The 18,181-nt window shown below is 50.4% G+C and carries 15 protein-coding genes; 7 read left to right on the plus strand and 8 right to left on the minus strand.

Annotated elements, in window-relative coordinates; translation table 11 throughout:
* The first annotated feature begins 3 nt into the window (after positions 1-3).
* The 3 genes from CVV44_21090 to CVV44_21100 are packed head-to-tail and all read left to right on the plus strand — an operon-like array spanning position 4 to position 2,863.
* Positions 4-756 carry a short-chain dehydrogenase gene (locus CVV44_21090; protein ID PKL35311.1) on the plus strand — a complete coding sequence of 251 codons (753 nt, stop codon included), beginning with the start codon at positions 4-6 and terminating at the stop codon, positions 754-756.
* A 22-nt stretch (positions 757-778) separates the two neighbouring features.
* Positions 779-1,522, plus strand: a complete 744-nt coding sequence (locus CVV44_21095; protein ID PKL35312.1) for a putative thioesterase — start codon at positions 779-781, stop codon at positions 1,520-1,522.
* Positions 1,523-1,582: 60 nt separating this feature from the next.
* Positions 1,583-2,863 carry a serine hydrolase gene (locus CVV44_21100; GenBank protein ID PKL35313.1) on the plus strand — a complete coding sequence of 427 codons (1,281 nt, stop codon included), beginning with the start codon at positions 1,583-1,585 and terminating at the stop codon, positions 2,861-2,863.
* Here CVV44_21100 and CVV44_21105 read toward each other — a convergent pair.
* Positions 2,819-3,508 (minus strand): 4-phosphopantetheinyl transferase, encoded by a 690-nt coding sequence (locus tag CVV44_21105; protein PKL35314.1) that lies wholly within the window; start codon positions 3,506-3,508, stop codon positions 2,819-2,821. The genes CVV44_21100 and CVV44_21105 overlap by 45 nt on opposite strands.
* A gap of 132 nt (positions 3,509-3,640) precedes the next feature.
* Here CVV44_21105 and CVV44_21110 point away from each other — a divergent pair, with 132 nt between their 5' ends.
* Positions 3,641-5,002, plus strand: a complete 1,362-nt coding sequence (locus CVV44_21110) for a hypothetical protein (GenBank protein PKL35315.1) — start codon at positions 3,641-3,643, stop codon at positions 5,000-5,002.
* Positions 5,003-5,033: 31 nt separating this feature from the next.
* Here CVV44_21110 and CVV44_21115 read toward each other — a convergent pair whose 3' ends face one another.
* From CVV44_21115 to CVV44_21125, 3 genes are all read right to left on the minus strand, one after another.
* A complete protein-coding gene (locus CVV44_21115; GenBank protein PKL35316.1) occupies positions 5,034-6,428 on the minus strand; it encodes a hypothetical protein in 1,395 nt (464 codons plus the stop codon).
* Entirely contained in the window at positions 6,425-8,326 is a 1,902-nt protein-coding gene (locus CVV44_21120) for an acetyl-CoA hydrolase (protein PKL35317.1), read from the minus strand. The genes CVV44_21115 and CVV44_21120 overlap by 4 nt, the downstream gene beginning before the upstream one ends.
* 119 nt (positions 8,327-8,445) lie before the next feature.
* A complete protein-coding gene (locus tag CVV44_21125) occupies positions 8,446-9,402 on the minus strand; it encodes a glucokinase (GenBank protein ID PKL35318.1) in 957 nt (318 codons plus the stop codon).
* Between the two features lie 223 nt (positions 9,403-9,625).
* On the opposite strand from CVV44_21125, the gene CVV44_21130 reads away from it, so the two are divergent.
* Positions 9,626-10,060: a DUF2147 domain-containing protein gene (locus CVV44_21130; protein PKL35319.1), complete on the plus strand. Its 435-nt coding sequence runs from the start codon at positions 9,626-9,628 to the stop codon at positions 10,058-10,060.
* Positions 10,061-10,155: 95 nt separating this feature from the next.
* Here the strand turns inward: CVV44_21130 and CVV44_21135 are convergent, their stop codons facing one another.
* From CVV44_21135 to CVV44_21150, 4 genes are all read right to left on the minus strand, one after another.
* Positions 10,156-11,421, minus strand: coding sequence for a hypothetical protein (locus CVV44_21135; GenBank protein PKL35320.1), 1,266 nt, complete (start codon positions 11,419-11,421; stop codon positions 10,156-10,158).
* Positions 11,422-11,550: 129 nt separating this feature from the next.
* Entirely contained in the window at positions 11,551-12,291 is a 741-nt protein-coding gene (locus CVV44_21140; GenBank protein PKL35321.1) for a hypothetical protein, read from the minus strand.
* An 81-nt stretch (positions 12,292-12,372) separates the two neighbouring features.
* On the minus strand, positions 12,373-14,880 hold the full coding sequence (locus tag CVV44_21145) for a hypothetical protein (GenBank protein ID PKL35322.1): 2,508 nt from the start codon (positions 14,878-14,880) through the stop codon (positions 12,373-12,375).
* A complete protein-coding gene (locus CVV44_21150; protein PKL35323.1) occupies positions 14,870-16,495 on the minus strand; it encodes a hypothetical protein in 1,626 nt (541 codons plus the stop codon). Before CVV44_21150 ends, CVV44_21145 begins: the two co-directional genes overlap by 11 nt.
* 321 nt (positions 16,496-16,816) lie before the next feature.
* On the opposite strand from CVV44_21150, the gene CVV44_21155 reads away from it, so the two are divergent.
* Both CVV44_21155 and CVV44_21160 read left to right on the plus strand, forming a co-directional pair.
* Positions 16,817-17,206 (plus strand): pyridoxamine 5'-phosphate oxidase, encoded by a 390-nt coding sequence (locus CVV44_21155; GenBank protein ID PKL35324.1) that lies wholly within the window; start codon positions 16,817-16,819, stop codon positions 17,204-17,206.
* A 45-nt stretch (positions 17,207-17,251) separates the two neighbouring features.
* Positions 17,252-18,166, plus strand: coding sequence for a TIGR01777 family protein (locus CVV44_21160; GenBank protein PKL35325.1), 915 nt, complete (start codon positions 17,252-17,254; stop codon positions 18,164-18,166).
* Positions 18,167-18,181 lie beyond the last annotated feature (15 nt).

The raw sequence follows: 18,181 nt of genomic DNA on the forward strand, positions 1-18,181 counted from the left end.
TATATGACAAAAAGAATCGCGATTATAACAGGCGCCTCTTCCGGGCTGGGAAGGGAGTTCGCTATACAGCTTTCAGCCGCGTATGAACTTGACGAGATGATACTCCTGGCTCATGAAAAAGAACTCAAGGGCCTGGAGGAAACGGCATCTATGATTTCCGTGCCCGCGGTCCTGGTTCCCCTGGACCTGACTGCGTCGGGCAGTATGGACCGGATTCGTGATATGCTGCGTGACCGGGCTCCCCGGATCAGCATCCTGGTGAATAATGCCGGATTCGCCCATCTGGGCACCTTTACCGAGGCGCCGCTGGACCGGCTTCTAACAATGATAGATTTGAATGTCAAGGCTCTGGTGGAGCTTACGCATATCTGCATCCCCCTCATGGATGCGGGAAGTTTCATATATCAGGTGGCGTCAATTTCGGCCTTTCTGCCGGGACCGAACCTCGCGGTTTATGCCGCGTCTAAATCCTTTGTGCTCAGTTTCGCCCATGCCCTGTACCGTGAACTGGAGGGGAGGGGCATACATGTCATATCAGTGTCGCCCGGCCCCGTGGCAACCGGTTTCTGGCAGACCGCTTCATCGGGAGCCATGGCTCCTCCGCAGAATGCTTCCCGTCCCGCCGATGTCGTGGCCAGGGCTCTTAAAGACGCCGGAAAGAAAAGAATAAATTCCACCTATGGCTTTGCGGCGCAGCTCACAATCGCGCTTTCAAGAATTTTGAACAGAAAATTTCATCTGAGGCTGCTGCAATAGCTGATGATTTGAGGTCGATACTATGGGAAACCAATGGATAGATTTTACCCGAAGCACCGGTTATTCTGCCACGCTTTTCTGCTTTCCCTATTCCGGGGGGAGCGCCCAGGTATTCCTGAACCTGCCCAGGTATTTTTCTCCCGCTGTACGCATCATGGCCTTTGAGCCGCCGGGACGGGGGAGGCGTTTTGTCGATACCCTGGCCGGCTCTCTTGAAGATCTGGTGAATGATGCCTTCCGGGATTTTGACGACCTGTCAGGGGGGAAACCCTTTTATTTCTTCGGCCATTCTCTGGGCGGACTCACTGCCTTCGTGATGGCAGAGCGGTTGAAGTCCACCAACCTGCCCATGCCGGGCCATCTTTTCGTATCGGGGGTCAGAGCCCCAAACGTGCCCAGGCGCGAAGGCAATACCCATGATCTGCCCTTTGACGACTTCGTGGAAAAACTGAAGGAAATGGGCGGGACGCCCCAGGAGATCATGGATAACCGGGAAATGCTGGAGATCATGGTTCCCATCCTGAAAAGCGATTTCCGCTGCTATGAAACCTATCGCCCGGGCGAACCGGAACCGCTGCCCTGTCCCATAAGCGCCCTGGGAGGCAGCGCCGACCAGTTTGTGCTCCCCGCCGATATTGAACAGTGGTCATTGTACACGGGTTCCCGTTTTTCCAGCAGGATATTTTCGGGAGGTCATTTCTTCCTGCACACCGACATGAAAAATGTATGCCGTTACATCCAGGAGCGGACCGGCCTGAAGGCATGATCATTCCCGGGTGGCTGTGGTATTTTCATGGCTTCTTTTATCCATTGACAAATAACATTAATGATGAGATGTTATGTTACTGCAAGGGAGGATATTTCCATGAAGAAATCAGCCAGTACTGTTAAGACCAGGAAGATCGGGAAAATACTGTTACAGGTTTTCGGCCTCATTCTGGCCATATTGATTATTCTGGGTGCAGTTTACCACCGGCAGCTTGTGGCTCTCTACCGCGCCGTTACCCTCTTCGAACCGGGTCCCATAACGGAGAATTTCCGGAGCATGGGAGATATGTTCGAGTCACGGGTTATTCACCATGGCGATGCGGTTTTCCCATTTCGGCACGATATGAAAAAACTGCCCGTGAACTACCGCTTTGAAGGTAAAACTTTAAATATCGAAAAATTTCTTAATCGTACCGACACCACGGGCATTATAGTTGTAAAAGACGATATCATTCTTTATGAAAATTATTATCGGGGAAATACCGATACATCACGGGCAATAGCCTGGTCCGTATCGAAGTCCTTCGTTTCAGCCTTATTTGGAATTGCCATACATGAAGGCTTTATAAAGGATATAATGCAGCCCGTGACGAATTACGTACCATATCTCAAGGGCAGCGGGTACGATGGAGTTCCTGTAAAACATGTACTGCAGATGTCATCGGGCATCCGCTTCAACGAAGACTATGCCGATTTTAATTCCGATATCAACCGTATGGGCAGGGCCTTCGCCCTGAATACGTCCATGGATGAATTCGTGTCGTCGTTGAAATCAGAAAGAAAATCGGGAGAATACAACCACTATGTGAGCATGGATACACAGGTGCTGGGTATGATTTTGCGTGAGACAACGGGTAAAACGCTGTCGCAATATACCGAGGAGAAGCTCTGGAAACCGCTGGGCATGGAATCGGACGCACTCTGGCTCATTGATGGTAAGGGTATGGAACTGGCTTTTGGCGGCCTTAATGCCGTGCTGAGGGACTACGCACGATTCGGGCGTCTCTATCTGAAACGAGGTAACTGGAATGGACGGCAGATAGTCCCGGAGGCCTGGGTCAAGGCATCGCTGACGCCCGATGCCCCGCACCTCGTTCCCGGAAAGCGTGATAGTTCAAGCTGGGTCCTGGGCTACGGCTACCAGTGGTGGATCCCGGAGAATCCCGACAGTGATTTTCTGGCCATCGGCATCTATGGGCAGGCCATCTACATCTATCCGAAATACAATATTGTTATCGCACGGACCTCGGCATACAGGGACTACAACAAAGACGGCGATGCCATGGAAATAGAATCAATCGAGATGTACCGGGCCATCGCGAAAAGCATGGGGAAGTAATACATGGCTCAACACTACATTGCCTGATAGCCTGCTTTCCGCAGTAAATGTCTGTCCTTTATGAACCCGGGAAGAGATATTTTTCAGTATCGTCCCGTGAAAAATTCCCGTATCATCGTCGCGGCGAAGCTCGGCATCCTTGAAATCGATATAGGCTCCCACCAGGGGGAAGAAGGCTTTGTATGCCGCTTCCTTGGCGGAAAAAATCATCCTGAAGCGGAGCTGGCATTCGTCGCGGGAAGCGTGGATCCATTGCAATTCAGAATCGGAGCAGACCAGGTTGAAGACGGGAAGTTCGACCGGTTCACCCATGTCCTCCACGTCAAGGCCGATGCCTGAGGCCAATATCACCGGGCATACGGCCGATACGGCCACTACCGATGTATGGGAAATGGCGCCCACGTATCCTTCGGGCCACAGGGGTTCACCCATGGCCCCCCTGAGGACCGGGGGCGGGTCAGTGCATCCCGCACGCATGAGGGCGTTGCGGCTTGCAGCCCGTCCCATGATGAATTCACGGCGCCGTTTTTCCCGGGCCTTTTTTCCGAGCGAGCGCAGTTCGTCGGGATGAATGGCGAGGCCGTTAACATCATCCATGGTGCTGATTGAAAAACCCACGTATTCGGGAAAGGGTGAAGCTATCATACTCGTTACGTCGTACCGTTTCTATTGTTTGTATTCTGAAAAAGAGATGACAAAAATCTTTCATGAGAGTATGGTAAAGTAAAGAATGCGTCAAGCCCTTAAATATAATTGTTTATCCACGAGGGAGCCACAGTGAATTTCCGAACCGCGGACAGAATCGGTAGAACAAGGGAGACAATACCCCTTAATCATGTGGATTATCTCTGGCTGGTCCTGGAAGACCTCATGCCCTCCATGGGGCAGCTTATCACGCTGAGATTCAAAACCCGGCACGGGGTGGAGGACATGTCATCTGCCTTGCGCCACATGATGCAGATATATCCCCGTCTCAGGCATCTCGTCTGTCCTGCACGGTGTACATACAGGCTGGAAATTCTTCCCGATACGGAAATAGATGATTATTTTCAGGATATTTTCACGGTGGAAACCGGTATTCCTTATGAATCGGATTCCTTTATGCATAGACGAAGAAATTTTCTGAACAGGGGTTTTGATCTGGAAAGGGAGCTGCCCCTGCGGGCCGTCTTTTTCCCCGACCATGAAAGTCCCACGCTTCTCCTGTCCCTGCACCACATTACCTGCGACGGCATGGGGTGGCGCCACCTGGTCGATACTCTCATGGCCTTTCTCAACGGCAAAACCGTGATGCCTCTTCCTGTGGAGGATAATAGAATCTATTCATCATTCCTGGAAAAGCCGATCTGCCGGGTTCCCCGTCAACTGTTCCGTTCATGGAAGAATAACCGTGAAAACGTGTCGCGTAATCGGCAGGGAAAGCCCTTCATTTATCCGCTGAAAAACCGGTGTCCGGTTTTCGGTCCCACTGATATGCATGAACAGGACCTGTCATTGGGGCTTGATGTATTGAAAGGAGCGTCGAGGAGATATGACTGCACCATTACCGTTCTCCTCATGGCCGCCCTTGCCCTGACCATGGAGGAGCTGGATAGCTCCGACCGGGGCGGCGATACCGCCCATATCCATTTTCTTATCGATCTGCGACCCTTTATGAAGCAGCCGGCGCCTGTTTTCGGAAATTATATCATCTCGGGGCTGGTTCGCGCTCATAACGCTATTTTCTCCGATTATCGGGCTCTGGTGAATACAGTGAAGGAACAACTCCAATATAACCTGGCGCAGGCGGAGAAGAAAAATATCATCATGCCTATTCTGATAAACGCCCTGATCAAGGTGGCGGGAAGAAGGCTGTCGGTACGCATAGCACACATAATCGAGAAGAAGGGGCTGCTTTCCTTTTCATATGTTTTTTCCAACATGGGAAACCTGGGAGCTTTGAACAGACATGGGTCCGGGGCAGTGCTTCTGGGCGCTAATGCCACGGTCTCCCAGCAGGGAATATTTTTTGTCACCAGCTGTATCGGGAACACCATGAACATGGTATTCTCATATCCGGAACGGGAAGTATCAAGAAATGAAATTCAATATCTTATTAATGTCTTCGAAAAGCATCTTAAAATGATTGTTGGCGGGTAAAACCCGTAGTCTTCGACAGGGCAATGTCCCATTATACTTTAAGCAGGTCGTCCAGGGCGCCATCGAAGGCGTGGAAAAATTTTTCAATCTCGTCGCGGGTGAAAATATCCACGGGGTAGGAAATGCCCGTATTGATCCGGTCGCCCAGTATGGAGGAACTTATAAATATCCCATTCTGGGGAACGGTGCCGATCACTTCGCAGATTTGCGCTTTTGCCCCGTGGGAGTTAAGACGGTCGGCATGGCCTATGTTGGAGAATATATAGGTCAGGGGTACCTTGCCGCTTCTTTTCGCATAACGAGCCGCTTTTGTGTAGTTCTTGAGTCCCATGAATGTAGACAGCTTGTTGAGCATCATGGGAAACATGGTCTCTCTTTTTTTAACCTGCCTGAGATTCTCCATGAGTTCGGACCTGACGATCGTTATAAGCCTGTGGGGGTTTTCCGGAGCTTCACCGGGAATGCGTATCATGCCCAGGAGCAGGTAGTTGCCGAAAACGGGCTTTCCCGTGTGAAAGAGAGGTCTCATGTCAATGATGAAATATATCTGGATTACGTTTCCGTCGTGGGAGTGAGCCATTTTCCTGATTGCCATGGAGATGGCGGCGATGCACAGTTCTGTGAAGGCGAAAATACTGCATCCCAGCTCATGCGATTTGGCGTGGATGGCTGAGAAGGGGTGCGTGATTTCGGCCTGGAAAAGATCGGCATCTCCGAAGGTGTTGAAATCGGTGCACCGAGCGTGAATGATGGGGATATCATTTCGTCTGATATTCATGTTCCTTTTATATGTCTTGAAAGAGACAAGGAGCCTCGCAGGCATGTCGTACCAGGGTTTCAGCAGCGCCGAGGGAATGAGGCTGGGATTGTCCGCGGGGATGGGCTTTACCGGGGCGCCGTTCAGGAAAGACATGAATGTGTTGAGCATGTGCAGCCATCCCCTGGCATCGGTAAGGACATGATGGATTGAAAGGAACAATACCGGCGTATCACCGTCGGGAAGGTAGTGAATTTTAAAGGCCAACCCGTGTTCCAGGTCAAAGGGTTCGTTGAACAGCATTTTTCGGTACTCGAAATAACCACGGCCATTATAGACCATATCGTGCTTCACGATAAATGACTCATCGAAGAGTTTCTCCAGAATGGGATCGTTATCGGCCGGAACTTTCAGACGGAGTCTCATGATTTTATTTTCAAGCACCGAACGCATGCGGGGATATGCCGAGAGAAGGGACCGAACCGCCCTTTTTATTTCCTCGGGAGCATGCTTCGTGGTGAAGCGCAGCGTGATAAGCTGGCCGAATGAGGGGAACAGGCGGCTCATGACCAGCCATAAAAAATCGATGTGGTTGAGTTTGATGTACTGTGACCGGGTAGACATATTATACATTCCCGAGGCTTTTTTCTGTTTTATGCGACTGTTCATTGTTCGGTATCCATCTCAAAGGTTATGACGCGCGTGTCCGAGCTGCTCTGGAGATGAGCCGCTTCCTTCTGGATAACCCGGATCATCGCCATGTTGTCCTCCCAGACATAGGCTGATAGTTTTTTGAAGCCCATATTGCCGGCTATTTCCGTCATGTACTTCAGGAGATAAGTTCCTATTCCCTTGTTCTGCCACCGGGGGTCTACCATGGCCGCAAATTCAGCCGTGTCCTTTTTGTCGTCGCCGTTTTCCCGGGCGATGTGGGCCACGGCAAGAACGTTGTCCTTGTTCCTGTTTAGCTCAGTCACGACAAGGGCCATGCTGTTTATGTAATCGGCGTTCACCAGGGGCTGAGCCTGCTGGTGGTGCAGCACTGTGACGTTTCGCAGGAACCTGAAAAATTTATCATTCTGCGGCATAGTATAGAAGAGATCCTGGATGGCGCGTTCATCGGTGATCTTGACGGGCCTGATGATAAACTTGTTCTCCCGTATGGTTTTTTTCATCTCATATTTAAAGGGATAAATGGCACTTTCAGCGGGAAGAACCTGGTCCTGGTATACGAAATTGAGGCGTTTGGCCTCTTCAAGGAGCCACTGACGGAAGCCGGGGTGGGCGATGCTTATAAGAGCCAGGGCCCGGTCCCGGATGGATTTGCCGTAGAGGTTGACGCAGCCATATTCGGTGACGATCCAGTTGGTGTCCGTCTGGGTGGTAATGATACCGCTGCGGCTGTAGGTGAATTCAGGCACGATGCGCGATTGGCTCCCGTCGCGCGTAGTGGAGCGCAGAGCGATGATACCCTTGCCGCCCGGTGAGAGCATGGCTGTCCGGTTGAAATCGGCGTGGGAGAGAACGCCGAAGAAGTCAATCTGGTCCTTCATGCCCACACAGGTCTGGCCGGTCAGGTCCACTTCCACGGCACCGTTGATGGCCACCATGTTGCCGTGGCTTCCAATGACCTGTGGATTGCTCACGTATTCCGGTTTACGCATTTCGATGCCGGGATTGTCGTTAAGGTAGTCAAAGAGGCGACGGGTGCCCAGACACAGGCTGGCAGTGGTTTTTCCCGTGTCGATATCCTTATTCATGTTTGTGACCGTTCCCGATTCCATGAGGTCGCAGATTGTGTCAGTTATAATTTCGGAATGGATTCCCAGGTCTTTTTTTCCCACCAGGGAAAGCAGGGCGGCTTCTGGTATGCGGCCGAAGCCGAACTGGATGGTGGAGCCGTCGTCGATGAGAGAGGCGATATTTTCTCCCACCTCGAGCGTTTCAATATCGAGCTTTTCCATGGGGTACTCAATGAGAGGGGCGTCATGCTCGATAAGGTGATCCACCATGCTCATGTGGATGAACCCATCGCCGAAGGTCCGTGGGATGTTCCTGTTTACCTGGGCAATGACAACGCTGGCCTTTTCAATGATTGTCCTGGTAATGTCAACGGTGACTCCCAGACTCATGAATCCCCGGGAGTCGGGAATGCCAAGCTGGATCAGTGCCACGTCAACGGGTATGTATTCCTCAAGGATGAGGCGGGAAAGCCCGAAGGTTGAAACTGGCATATGGTCTGCATTACCCTGGTCAAAGGCGCTGCGCAGGCTGGGCGAAATGAAAAATGATTTTATCCGGAACCTCGAACCGAATTTCCCGCCGAAATCGCTGTAACCGCTCAGAGGTATGGTGGTAAAAATTTCCACATCACTGAGCCCCCTGTTGTTTATGATGAGAGTTTCCACAAGGAACCGGGGCTCGCTGCAGCCCGTTTCTATATACACCTTGTTGCCCGGCTGAACGAGATTTATGAGCTGTTCGGGCTGCCGCAGTTTTTCTTTGTATTCATTCTGCCACATATTAGTATTCCATGGCCCATCGGGCCCTGAGACGGTTTGATTCATAATAGTTCCATTCTCAAATACAGGTTGCCGTATATGCAAGGGTTGTTAAGATTACTGTAATGCCCGGGCATTAAAAAAAGCAACAAAAAAAGTATGACTGGACGGTTAAAATGAAAAATTCAGGTCAGGGCATTCCACACCAGTGCACCGGCCCCGGCAATGGCTGCATTTATCTCCGAGAGCTGTGAGGGCAGAATGCGCACCTTGCCGCGGTAAATGGGAAGGAGATACTCTTCCAGGTGCCGCCGAACCGGTTCCAGGATCAGGTCGCCTGCCCCGGCCAGTCCGCCAAAAAGGAAAATAGCCTGGGGACTCACATGGGCCACCGTGTCAGCCAGCTTCATGGCCAGGATTCTGCCCGTCCGTTCAAAGGCCTCCAGGGCCAGTGAATCGCCCTTTTCCGCCGCCTCGCTGATCATGCGGGCCGTGAGATCGTTAAAGGAAATATTCCTCATGGAGCTTTCGGAGATATATTCCGCCATCAATTCAAAAACAGTGCGGCGGATACCCGTGGCTGAGACATAGGTTTCCAGGCAGCCTCTTTTCCCGCAGCCGCATTCCCTGCCAGCTGGGTCCACAATGGTGTGTCCCAGTTCTCCGGCAAATCCATCGTGGCCATAGACCATCTGTCCGTTCACCACGATTCCGCTTCCCAGCCCCGTTCCCAGGGTAATGAGTACAAAGTCTTTCATGCCCTGCGCCCCGCCGTAGATCATCTCTCCCAGGGCCGCGGCATTGGCGTCGTTGGTAAGATATACGGGAAGATCAAAGTGATTCCTGAAAATATCTGCCAGGGGGACGATGCCCTTCCAGCGCAGGTTAGGAGCGAACTCAACGGTGCCTCTGAAGAAATTACCATTGGGTACGCCAATACCGATACCCTTCAAACCCAGGTCCCGGGGCAGGCCGGCGAGCATAGCGTTGATTTTTTCCGCCAGGCGGGACACGAAATCTTCAGCTTTCTCATGTTCACTCGTGGGAATGGAGTCCTCGGCCAGGCTTGCGCCCGAACGGTCCACGGCGCCGAATTTTGTGTAGGTTCCCCCGATATCGATACCGATTACAATCTCTTTCATGGTGTTTTCCCCGTTTTTAAGGATTAAGTCTGCGACAGCCATAACTGAACGACATATATATGATAAATGCAAGCAGATTCACTGATTTTTAATACTATTCAGAAGCTGTCTCGTGCTGAACTCAAGTTCTGACCGGTAGACCCTATTTTTATTGACAGTGTGCTGCAACTATGTTAATAAATGACTGAATTGTCATTCATATTAATTATCTGGAGAGGTATTCATGGCTAAAAAAACTGCTTTTTTTACAATGATTGTTTCCCTCATGATTTTTGCGGGAACATCGGCTATTTCAGCGGGAAATCCCGATGCGCTGCTGGGAACCTGGCTTGTGGCTGCCAAGGACGGCAAGGTTGAGATTTACAAGTGCGGCAGCCGTTATTGCGGGAAAATCGTCTGGACACAGATTCCCGATGACAAGGACGTGAATAATCCCGATCCTGCCAGGAGAAACGACAAACTGCAGGGCAAGCTCATGCTGCAGAATTTTTCTTTTGACGGGGAGGAGTGGGTTGACGGTACCATCTATGATCCCGGTGATGGTAAAACCTATAGCTGCCTGATGTGGATGGATGGGAATAACAAACTCTGGGTCAAGGGCTATATCGGCATATCACTCATAGGACGAAAGGAACTCTGGACACGGGTAGAAAAATAAGCGGCGAAAACTATGCTCCCGAAGGGGCCGATGGCCGTGACCGTCGTCCCTTCGGGCTACATATATCCATGATAGGGTAAAAGGCAGTATAAATTCTATTCGGTTGTTTCGGTCTGGGCAATGGCCAGGGCAATTTCGTCGATCTGCAGGGCTGCCGAGCGGAGTAAATCCGCAGAGTTGTCCATTCCAAAAAGAGTTGAAATTACTACATTCAACTGAAGACTGTATTCAATTTCAAAAATATCATATCCAAAAATAACGATTGTTTCATAGAGATCCGCAAAGGCATTCACCGTTTTGCTGATATTATAGACAAGTTCCGAGTTAATGGAAAGCTCTGTTCCGGCGGTTTCCGGATCGGCCTGCTGGGGATTTACCTCCCCCAGAATGGGTATCAGAAAATCAATGAAGATTACGAGCTGTTCGCGTCCGATTTGAATGTTTACACCGGAGATATAGCCTAATATCATATCGGCTATGGCTGAAGGATCCGTTGTATCAATCCCGGTATCGGTATCGTCGAGAGCGCCGCTTCCCAGGAGACCCGTGATAAAACCGATGTAAGGGGCTAATTCATCAGCTGTAAATATCGGATCACCAGCGGCCCGGGCCGGGCTTGACGGTGCTGCCTGACTTCTCAGATTGTTCAATGCTGTAATGACGGGCTGGAGATCAAGATTGGTGAACAGAACCTTAGAAGTGCCATCATAGGTTACAGTAACATCATCATAACCCAGGAGTTGGGCCATGGTATTGAATGCATCAATGATCATGGCTGCCAGGTCATTGAGGGCGATAGGTAATATGTTATTCATGAGTTCAGTGTTAAGGCCGGGAAGGGCCGCCAGAAAGGCCCCCAGTTCTTCGGTGCCTTCAATATCCTGAAATTGTGCGGCCAGATTCGTAAGCATCTGTACATAGCTATCAACGCCACTGACTTCTTTCAACTCACCATCAGAGAGATCGCTGTACATTTCAAAAATTGCCGCCAGAGCTGAAAGACTGTCGGTATCTGTATCCCCCGGCAGTCCCTGAAGAAGCGCCTTGAAATCGCTTAATTTTGTTTGAAGGTCGCCGTATTGCGTCGTGATATCGCCCAGGATTTTAGTGATATCTTCTGCGTTGACCCCGGTTCCACTTTCTTCATCAATGGTCTGCAGCTGACTGAAGAGATCAGCCAGTGAATTCATATCAAGGGCTATACTATCGGCCTGTTCCGCAACCTGCCGTACCTGATCGTCGGTGGCACTGTCGGAAGAGCTCATTTCACAGCCTGAAAAGGCCATCATGAGCAGGGAAATGAAGATAATTGCATGGTTTTTAAGAAGCTTTTTAATGCCGGATTTAATTATATGTTTCATAATACACACCTCTACACGGAAATAATGCACAGTATACCAATTAAGAGCAAATTGTCAAGATTAATTTAAACCGTCCGGATGGTTTTGTTCATTATTGGGGCAATCCAAAAATTGCCCCAATAAAATACCCTATTTCCCCAGGGCACCCTTGGAAAATACCGAATCGGGAATCCGGATATTATATTGAACAGATTTTACTTTTAAAATGGTCTTTCCCTCGCCATTGGCCATGGTCATGATTACTTCCATTGGTGTCAGGATTCCGCTTATATTCTGTACATTATTGTTTTCCAGGAACTTGAAAAGTTTTCCATGCTTGTAAAAATCAACGCGGATTACGAAAAAGTCCGCCTTCCTGACATGGAGCACTATCTTGTCGTAGTTTATGGTTCCAACGGTCTTGACCGCTTCTACAACATAGCAGGGCGTTCCCATGGTTGTGGCGTCGGACAGCTTTTTATACGTAAAGTCGTCGGTTTCCCTTGATTCCAGATCGTCATAAGTCATGTGTGATCCCGCAAAGGGTTTGTCCCGTTCGCCGCCCACGATCCGTTTTACCTTACCCGAACTGAGACGGATCCACTGGTCGTCATCCCTGCCGGCGTGGGCATGTGACAGGACCTTCATTTTAGTAGGTTTGATAAAGGCGCTGAGGGTTCTTGTTTCGCCGCCGACCTTTTTGGTCTTGATCTCAAATTCCTTGACGAGCTCACGCCCGCCCTTGAAAATTATCATTTCAATTTTACTCTCGGCACTGTCGGCGCCCTTGAGGTTATTGGCCTTGTCGATTATTTCTCTTCCCGTCATGGCATACAGTACGGCTGCGGCTAAAAGTACGATAAGTACGGCTGATGCTGCTTTTCTAATCATTCTGATTCTCCTCTGATAGTTTCCTGAATGAGTCCTCACCGGACTTCTTCAATGTGTATGTTTGTAGGAGTCCATTTCCCTTCAATAGGTTTCAGAAGAGAAGCGGACCGATTGATATAATACGTTGAGTCTGTTTTCAATATAGGTGTTTTCGTTAATCATTTTTATTTTGTCAGGCCAGTAGATGTATGTGAAGAGGCCCGTTCTTCGCCAGTAGTATCCGATATTCTCGCCATCATCGATGAGGCCGTTATTGTTTTCATCGAGGATTCCTATGAGATAGATGCTGTCTATTCTAAAGTTGTCGCCCACAGTTATTTCATCGAAGATGAAGGGAAATATGTCCATGTAGACGTAATCTGTGGCAAAATTGCCGTCACCGTCTACGTCCAGGGCTGTCACGGTCTGCAGGCCTATGACATAGTCGATATCGTCGATCTGGAAGAAATTGATGAGGTCCGTGCTGATGCCCCCTTCCTGGATTGCCACCATGATGATATTTTTACCGTTAACATCTGCATAGGGCAGGACTCCCCTGTCGAAGACAAAGGCCAGCCGGGCATTATGGTCATGGATGGTCCTGTTTATGCGGAAGTCCCATCCGCTCTGCGGTATCACATTATCTCCCGCTGTGATCGGGAAGGAGAATTTCATGTCGTCCTTGTTCTGGCAGTATCCTATTTTATCACCCGCGTCGGGATAGACAAATCCGCCGTCATAGTTGCGGTCCCAGATGGCGATGACCATGATCTCTGTTCCGTCACCGGGCTGGAGGCCCGTTGCAGCCAGGTCGATGTCGAAATGGGTTGATCCCGGCTCCAGCTTGCCGTAATACCGCAGTGAGGTGAAAAGGTTGTCCAGGATATTCATGGACGATGATTCCGTCACGAGCAGGAAGATGGGCGGCGAGTTCTCGTCGTATCCATCGGGGGCTTCGAAATCGCCTATGAGCCGCATGGGCTCCCCGCCCGGGTCGGGCGTGTCCGAGATATCCATGACGAAGTTGATATCGATGTCCGTAACGCCCGTGGAGGGCACGGTAATCATGGATGGAATACCGTATTCATTGTCGGCATAAAAGCCCAGGCCGTCGCCCGCATCGGGGCTCCCGTTGTTGTTCCGGTCGAGTATTGCGAAAAGGGTCACGTTCTCCAGGGGCAGTGTATAAAAGGGCAGGATATCCAGCTCGTAGGCCATGGGTCCGGACCCCTTGGTGAAGGACTGGTACGCCGCGATTTCATCGGTGTCAATTTGTGTCATATCGAGGGAATTGATCTCGCCGGTATAGGCAATGAAAAGGACTGTTCCGCTCTCCGTGCCGTTTACCGTTCCCCGGACCGAGGCCTGGGTGCCGTAATGGGTTTTGTCTACCGCTATGGTCACCGGCGGATTTTCCAGGGACTCCAGGGTATAATTCATGGAGAGGTTGGCCTCGTCGATATAGTAGCCTATCATGTCACCCTGGTTCATTACGGGGAAACCGCCTGCGTCCATATCAAAGTCCCGGTCCCACAGGGCGAAGATAGTGATGTTTTCACCTGCCGTCAGGTCCGTCAGGGAGAGGTCGATGTCAAAGGTTTTCTGGCCTGCGGGCACCTGGTAATAGGTTTTCAGCGAGGCCAGGGGACTGCTCAACAGATTGGATGCACCGTTGCTGTCCGATACGATGATAAAGACCGCGCCTGAATCAATGTCAGTCATGCCGTCGGGCAGGGTATAGGCGCCCCTAAGATGCACATCGTATCCCGAGGGCTCCATGATATCCATGATGAATTCAATGCTGCCGCAGTTATTGGTCCCTTTGTTGATTATCATGGTGGAAGGATATCCGTCATCACCGGAGAGGAAGCCGATGATATCGCCCTCATCGATGAGGCCGCTGCCGTTCCTGTCCAGTATGGCGAAAATATACACATCGTTCACCGGCGCGTCGAAGCCGTAGGGAATAATGGGAAGGGTGAATTTCTGGCAGGTGCCTGTTTTTTTTATGCGGCTGTATCCTATGATGGCATTAACATCAATGTCGGTAAAATCCATCCCCGTGAGCTCACCGGCATAAGCAACGAGGAACACATCGCCGTTTTCTTCTCCCCGCAGGGTTCCCTCTACCTCGGCGCTGTAATCGAAGACCTCACGGTTCAGCTTGATGTGAATACCGCTGTTTACCCCGTCTTCGAGCACGTAGGCCATGCTGAGCGTATCCTCGTTTATATAGAAACCCACCATGTCACCGGGGCCCGGGAAAGGCACCGAATTGGTAAAGTCGTCGTCGGTAAAGGCAAAGAGGTATACGGCATCGCCGGGGCTTACGCCGTCGTCCGTGAGGTCAATGCTGAAGTTGTCGGCGCCCGTTTCCACGGAGACAAGCGTAATGATCGTATTCAGGGGGTCTGATATGACCAGGGAAAAATCGTCGGTGTTGGACACTGCAACAAAGAGGGGGGACGCCGTCGCAGCGAGTTCCGGTGTCACAGCCCAGGATCTCTCCAGGGTACCCTCAAGCATGAGGTTTCCTTTCGTATCCAGGCCGCAGCCGGAAAAGGCGGCGCATATCAGTAGTATTACGGGAATGAAGAACTTAAAAATCATAGCGGACTCCCAGGGAGACGACGTCGTTATTGCTGAAGAGGTCGAACATGTTTACCGTGGCAACATCACCGTCGTCGACGCTCCTGATAAAGGCATAGGACAGGCGCAGGGTGACGCCGTTTTCAAAATCGTAGTCAAACTGCTGCATGAGAATGAATCCGCTCTCAAAGGTGTCAAAGACGCCCGTGAGTGACGCCGAGAGCCGGTCGTTCAGGAAGCTCCGGTTGATGTTCATGGTGAGAAGACCGGTGTAGTACGATGACATAAGGTCCGGGGCGAAGTATTTTGACTGCGACCATTCCATGGTGAACCGCCAGTCACCTCGGAAATAGTTGAATCCCATAGCATAGGAGAAGTAGTGGGAATCGCGTATCCTGAAAGGCCATATGATGGCGCCGGGATCGAGGTTTCCGTCGTCATCGGTGGCTATTGCCGATTCATCAACAACTCCCGGCTTGTCAGGCGAATAGAGCGCCTCGGCCTGGATGACGAACTTGTCCAGGGAAAAGGAGAGAGCCGCTCCCAACGCGGTATAGGTATAATATACAGGAGTGACTGCGACAAAGGAACCCTGGTTGGGCGGTGACAATATCTCCATGGGACGAAGGGCCGGTGTCTTGTCGGGTCCATGATAGGCGCTCACGGCAAAGTCGTATCCGTTTACGCTGCCGGCAAACCGCATGGCATATCCGAAATTTTCCCATGAGACGGGAAGCGCGCTGTTGCCGTCCTGAAGGATGGTCAGTGGTCCTAACTCATAATTATATCCCCAGAAATTCGTCTGGGACGGCGTTATGGCGGAAATATGCATGGGAACGAAGACAACATCAAGGGTATAATCTCCGATAAAAAACAGCGACGATACGGAAGGAACCCCGCAGTTTATCTCATCGCCGTCTTTAAAAAAGAGCTCACGCATGTCCTGGGGATTGATATACGACGTGGGATTGGTCGTATCGGCCGTTCCCCAGGCATAGATCTGGTTTCCCACGCGGAATTGAAACAGTGACGTGGTTACATTGAAATAGAATTCATTGAAGGTGGCCTCAAATTCCCTGGTGGAAAAGCGTCCGTTCCGGGCGAGTGACCTGTCTTCGGTATAACAATAATCATCATACAGTCCCTTGTTGATGAAGGTGGGAAGGTAATAGAAGTTGGGAACGGCCTTTACGTAGACGGACTCGCCACCCATTTTCATGGTCAGTTTCAGTCTCACTTCATTTTTTTTAATGCTGTCCACAGGCTCCTGTTCGGTGTAGGTGCTGATGAAGTTTTCAAGTTCTATCATGCCGTTCACCGAAAAGAAGGAATCACCACTTTCATTGCCGGAAAAATCCTCGTCATCGTCTGAATCCTTAAAATCCTCCTCGTCATCAAGGTCCTGGTTTTTTTTCACCGGCAGCATGGGTTTGTCCGCTACGCGCGGAATCGTTGTTTTTTTGGTTAGCCCTTTATTGACTGTCTGGGCCGCTGCCGAATTAGAAAAAGTGTGCAGAGTAACAAAAATAAGAAGGTAGAAACAAAAAATATTGACACAACCCCTAAAAACGCTCATAATTATTCCCTCAAATGCGCTATATGAGGGAAAGCGCAGATGTGTCTGATTTTTTTTCATGATTTGCAGTTGCTGGATATTCTGATTTTTTATTTTTTTATGTGATACTATACTGTATAGTATATAACCCGTCCGGACGGTACCAGTATACTAAAGAATCAGGATTTTTTTTGCAATAAAAAAACACATTATTAAAATTAATTTTTTGATTAATATTAATAGTGTTAAGTTCTCTAATATAGAGTAAAATATGCAGTCGAAGTTTTTTGTGACTTTATTCCCGATTACAATACTGATTACCTGTATTTTACACCGGTGTTTCAGATGAAAATTGATTCCCGGACATTCTATCAACGGTTACAGAAAGATAAGGGAGCTCGAATGATGAAAAGTGAATTAAAGGAATACTTTGAAACAGTCAGGGGAGCGGGAGTACTTTCCACGGCCGATTCCCGGGGGAGTGTCGATGCCGCCCTGTACGGCCGTCCCCATTTTATGGATGATGGTACTGTGGCATTCATAATGCAGGACCGTCTCAGCCATGAAAATCTTCAGAGCAATGGGAAGGCCGTCTATCTTTTCAAAGAGGACGGCCCCGGCCACAAGGGCAGGCGTCTCTACCTGGAAAAGAAGCACGAGGAAAAAAACACTCCCCGGATCAATGAACTCAGGAGGAGTTCCCATGGCCATAATGGCGGAGACGCCGATGAAAAGGACCGCTTCCTGGTGTTTTTTTCGATAGAGAAGGTCCGTCCTCTTGTTGGTGATTGATTTTTCGGCAAGGACATTCGATTAATAACAGGGGGGTTCTTTGTCATGAGGATATTTATTACGGGCGGTAATGGTCTTGTGGGCAATGCGGTAACGTCACTTTTACTGCAACAGGGACACGAGGTGACCCATATGCAGCGGCAGGCAGGCCCGGACGGTTTTCACGATGGGAAAGTGCATACCATTCTTGCCGACGGGACCGGTTCGGGACCGTGGCAGGACGAGATGATATCTCATGACGTGGTTATAAATCTGGCAGGGGCAACCATTTTTACACGCTGGAATGAAAAGAACAAGTCACTTATCTATAAGAGCAGGATTCTCACCACGCGGAATATTGTGCAGGCACTGGAACGGAAGGGTAACAGGGTAACGCGTTTTATCAGTACCTCGGCTGTGGGCTATTACGGACCGCACGGTGATGAATTTCTTGATGAGGAGGAACTGCCCGGCAATGATTTCCTGGCCGTGGTAACACGAGATTGGGAAGGAGAGGCACGGCAGGCTGAAAGGTCCGGCGTATCTACGGCCATAACCCGTTTTGGCATAGTCCTGAGTGAAAAGGGAGGGGCCCTGGGACAGCTCATTCCCCTCTTTCGCCGTGGACTGGGCAGTCCTCTGGGAACCGGCAGGCAATGGTTCTCCTGGATCCACCACGAAGACCTGGCGCGTATTATCCTGTTTCTGATTGATAGCACCCGTATACAGGGACCGGTGAACTGTACGGCCCCGGTGCCCGTGACCAACAGGGAACTCACCACTGTCCTGGCCCGGGTTCTTGGCAGGCCTGCCTTTTTGCCGGCCGTTCCCTCCTTTGCATTGAAGCTCGCCCTGGGAGAATTCGCCTCGGTTCTTCTCGGGGGACAGCGGGCCGTACCAACACGGCTCCTCGGGGAAGGATTCTCCTTCTCCCACGGGTCCCTGGCGGAAGCCCTGGAGGATATCCTGAAAGCGCGATAGGACCCCGGCGAAGTT

Source organism: Spirochaetae bacterium HGW-Spirochaetae-1, from assembly GCA_002839375.1.
GTDB lineage: Bacteria > Spirochaetota > UBA4802 > UBA4802 > UBA5550 > PGXY01.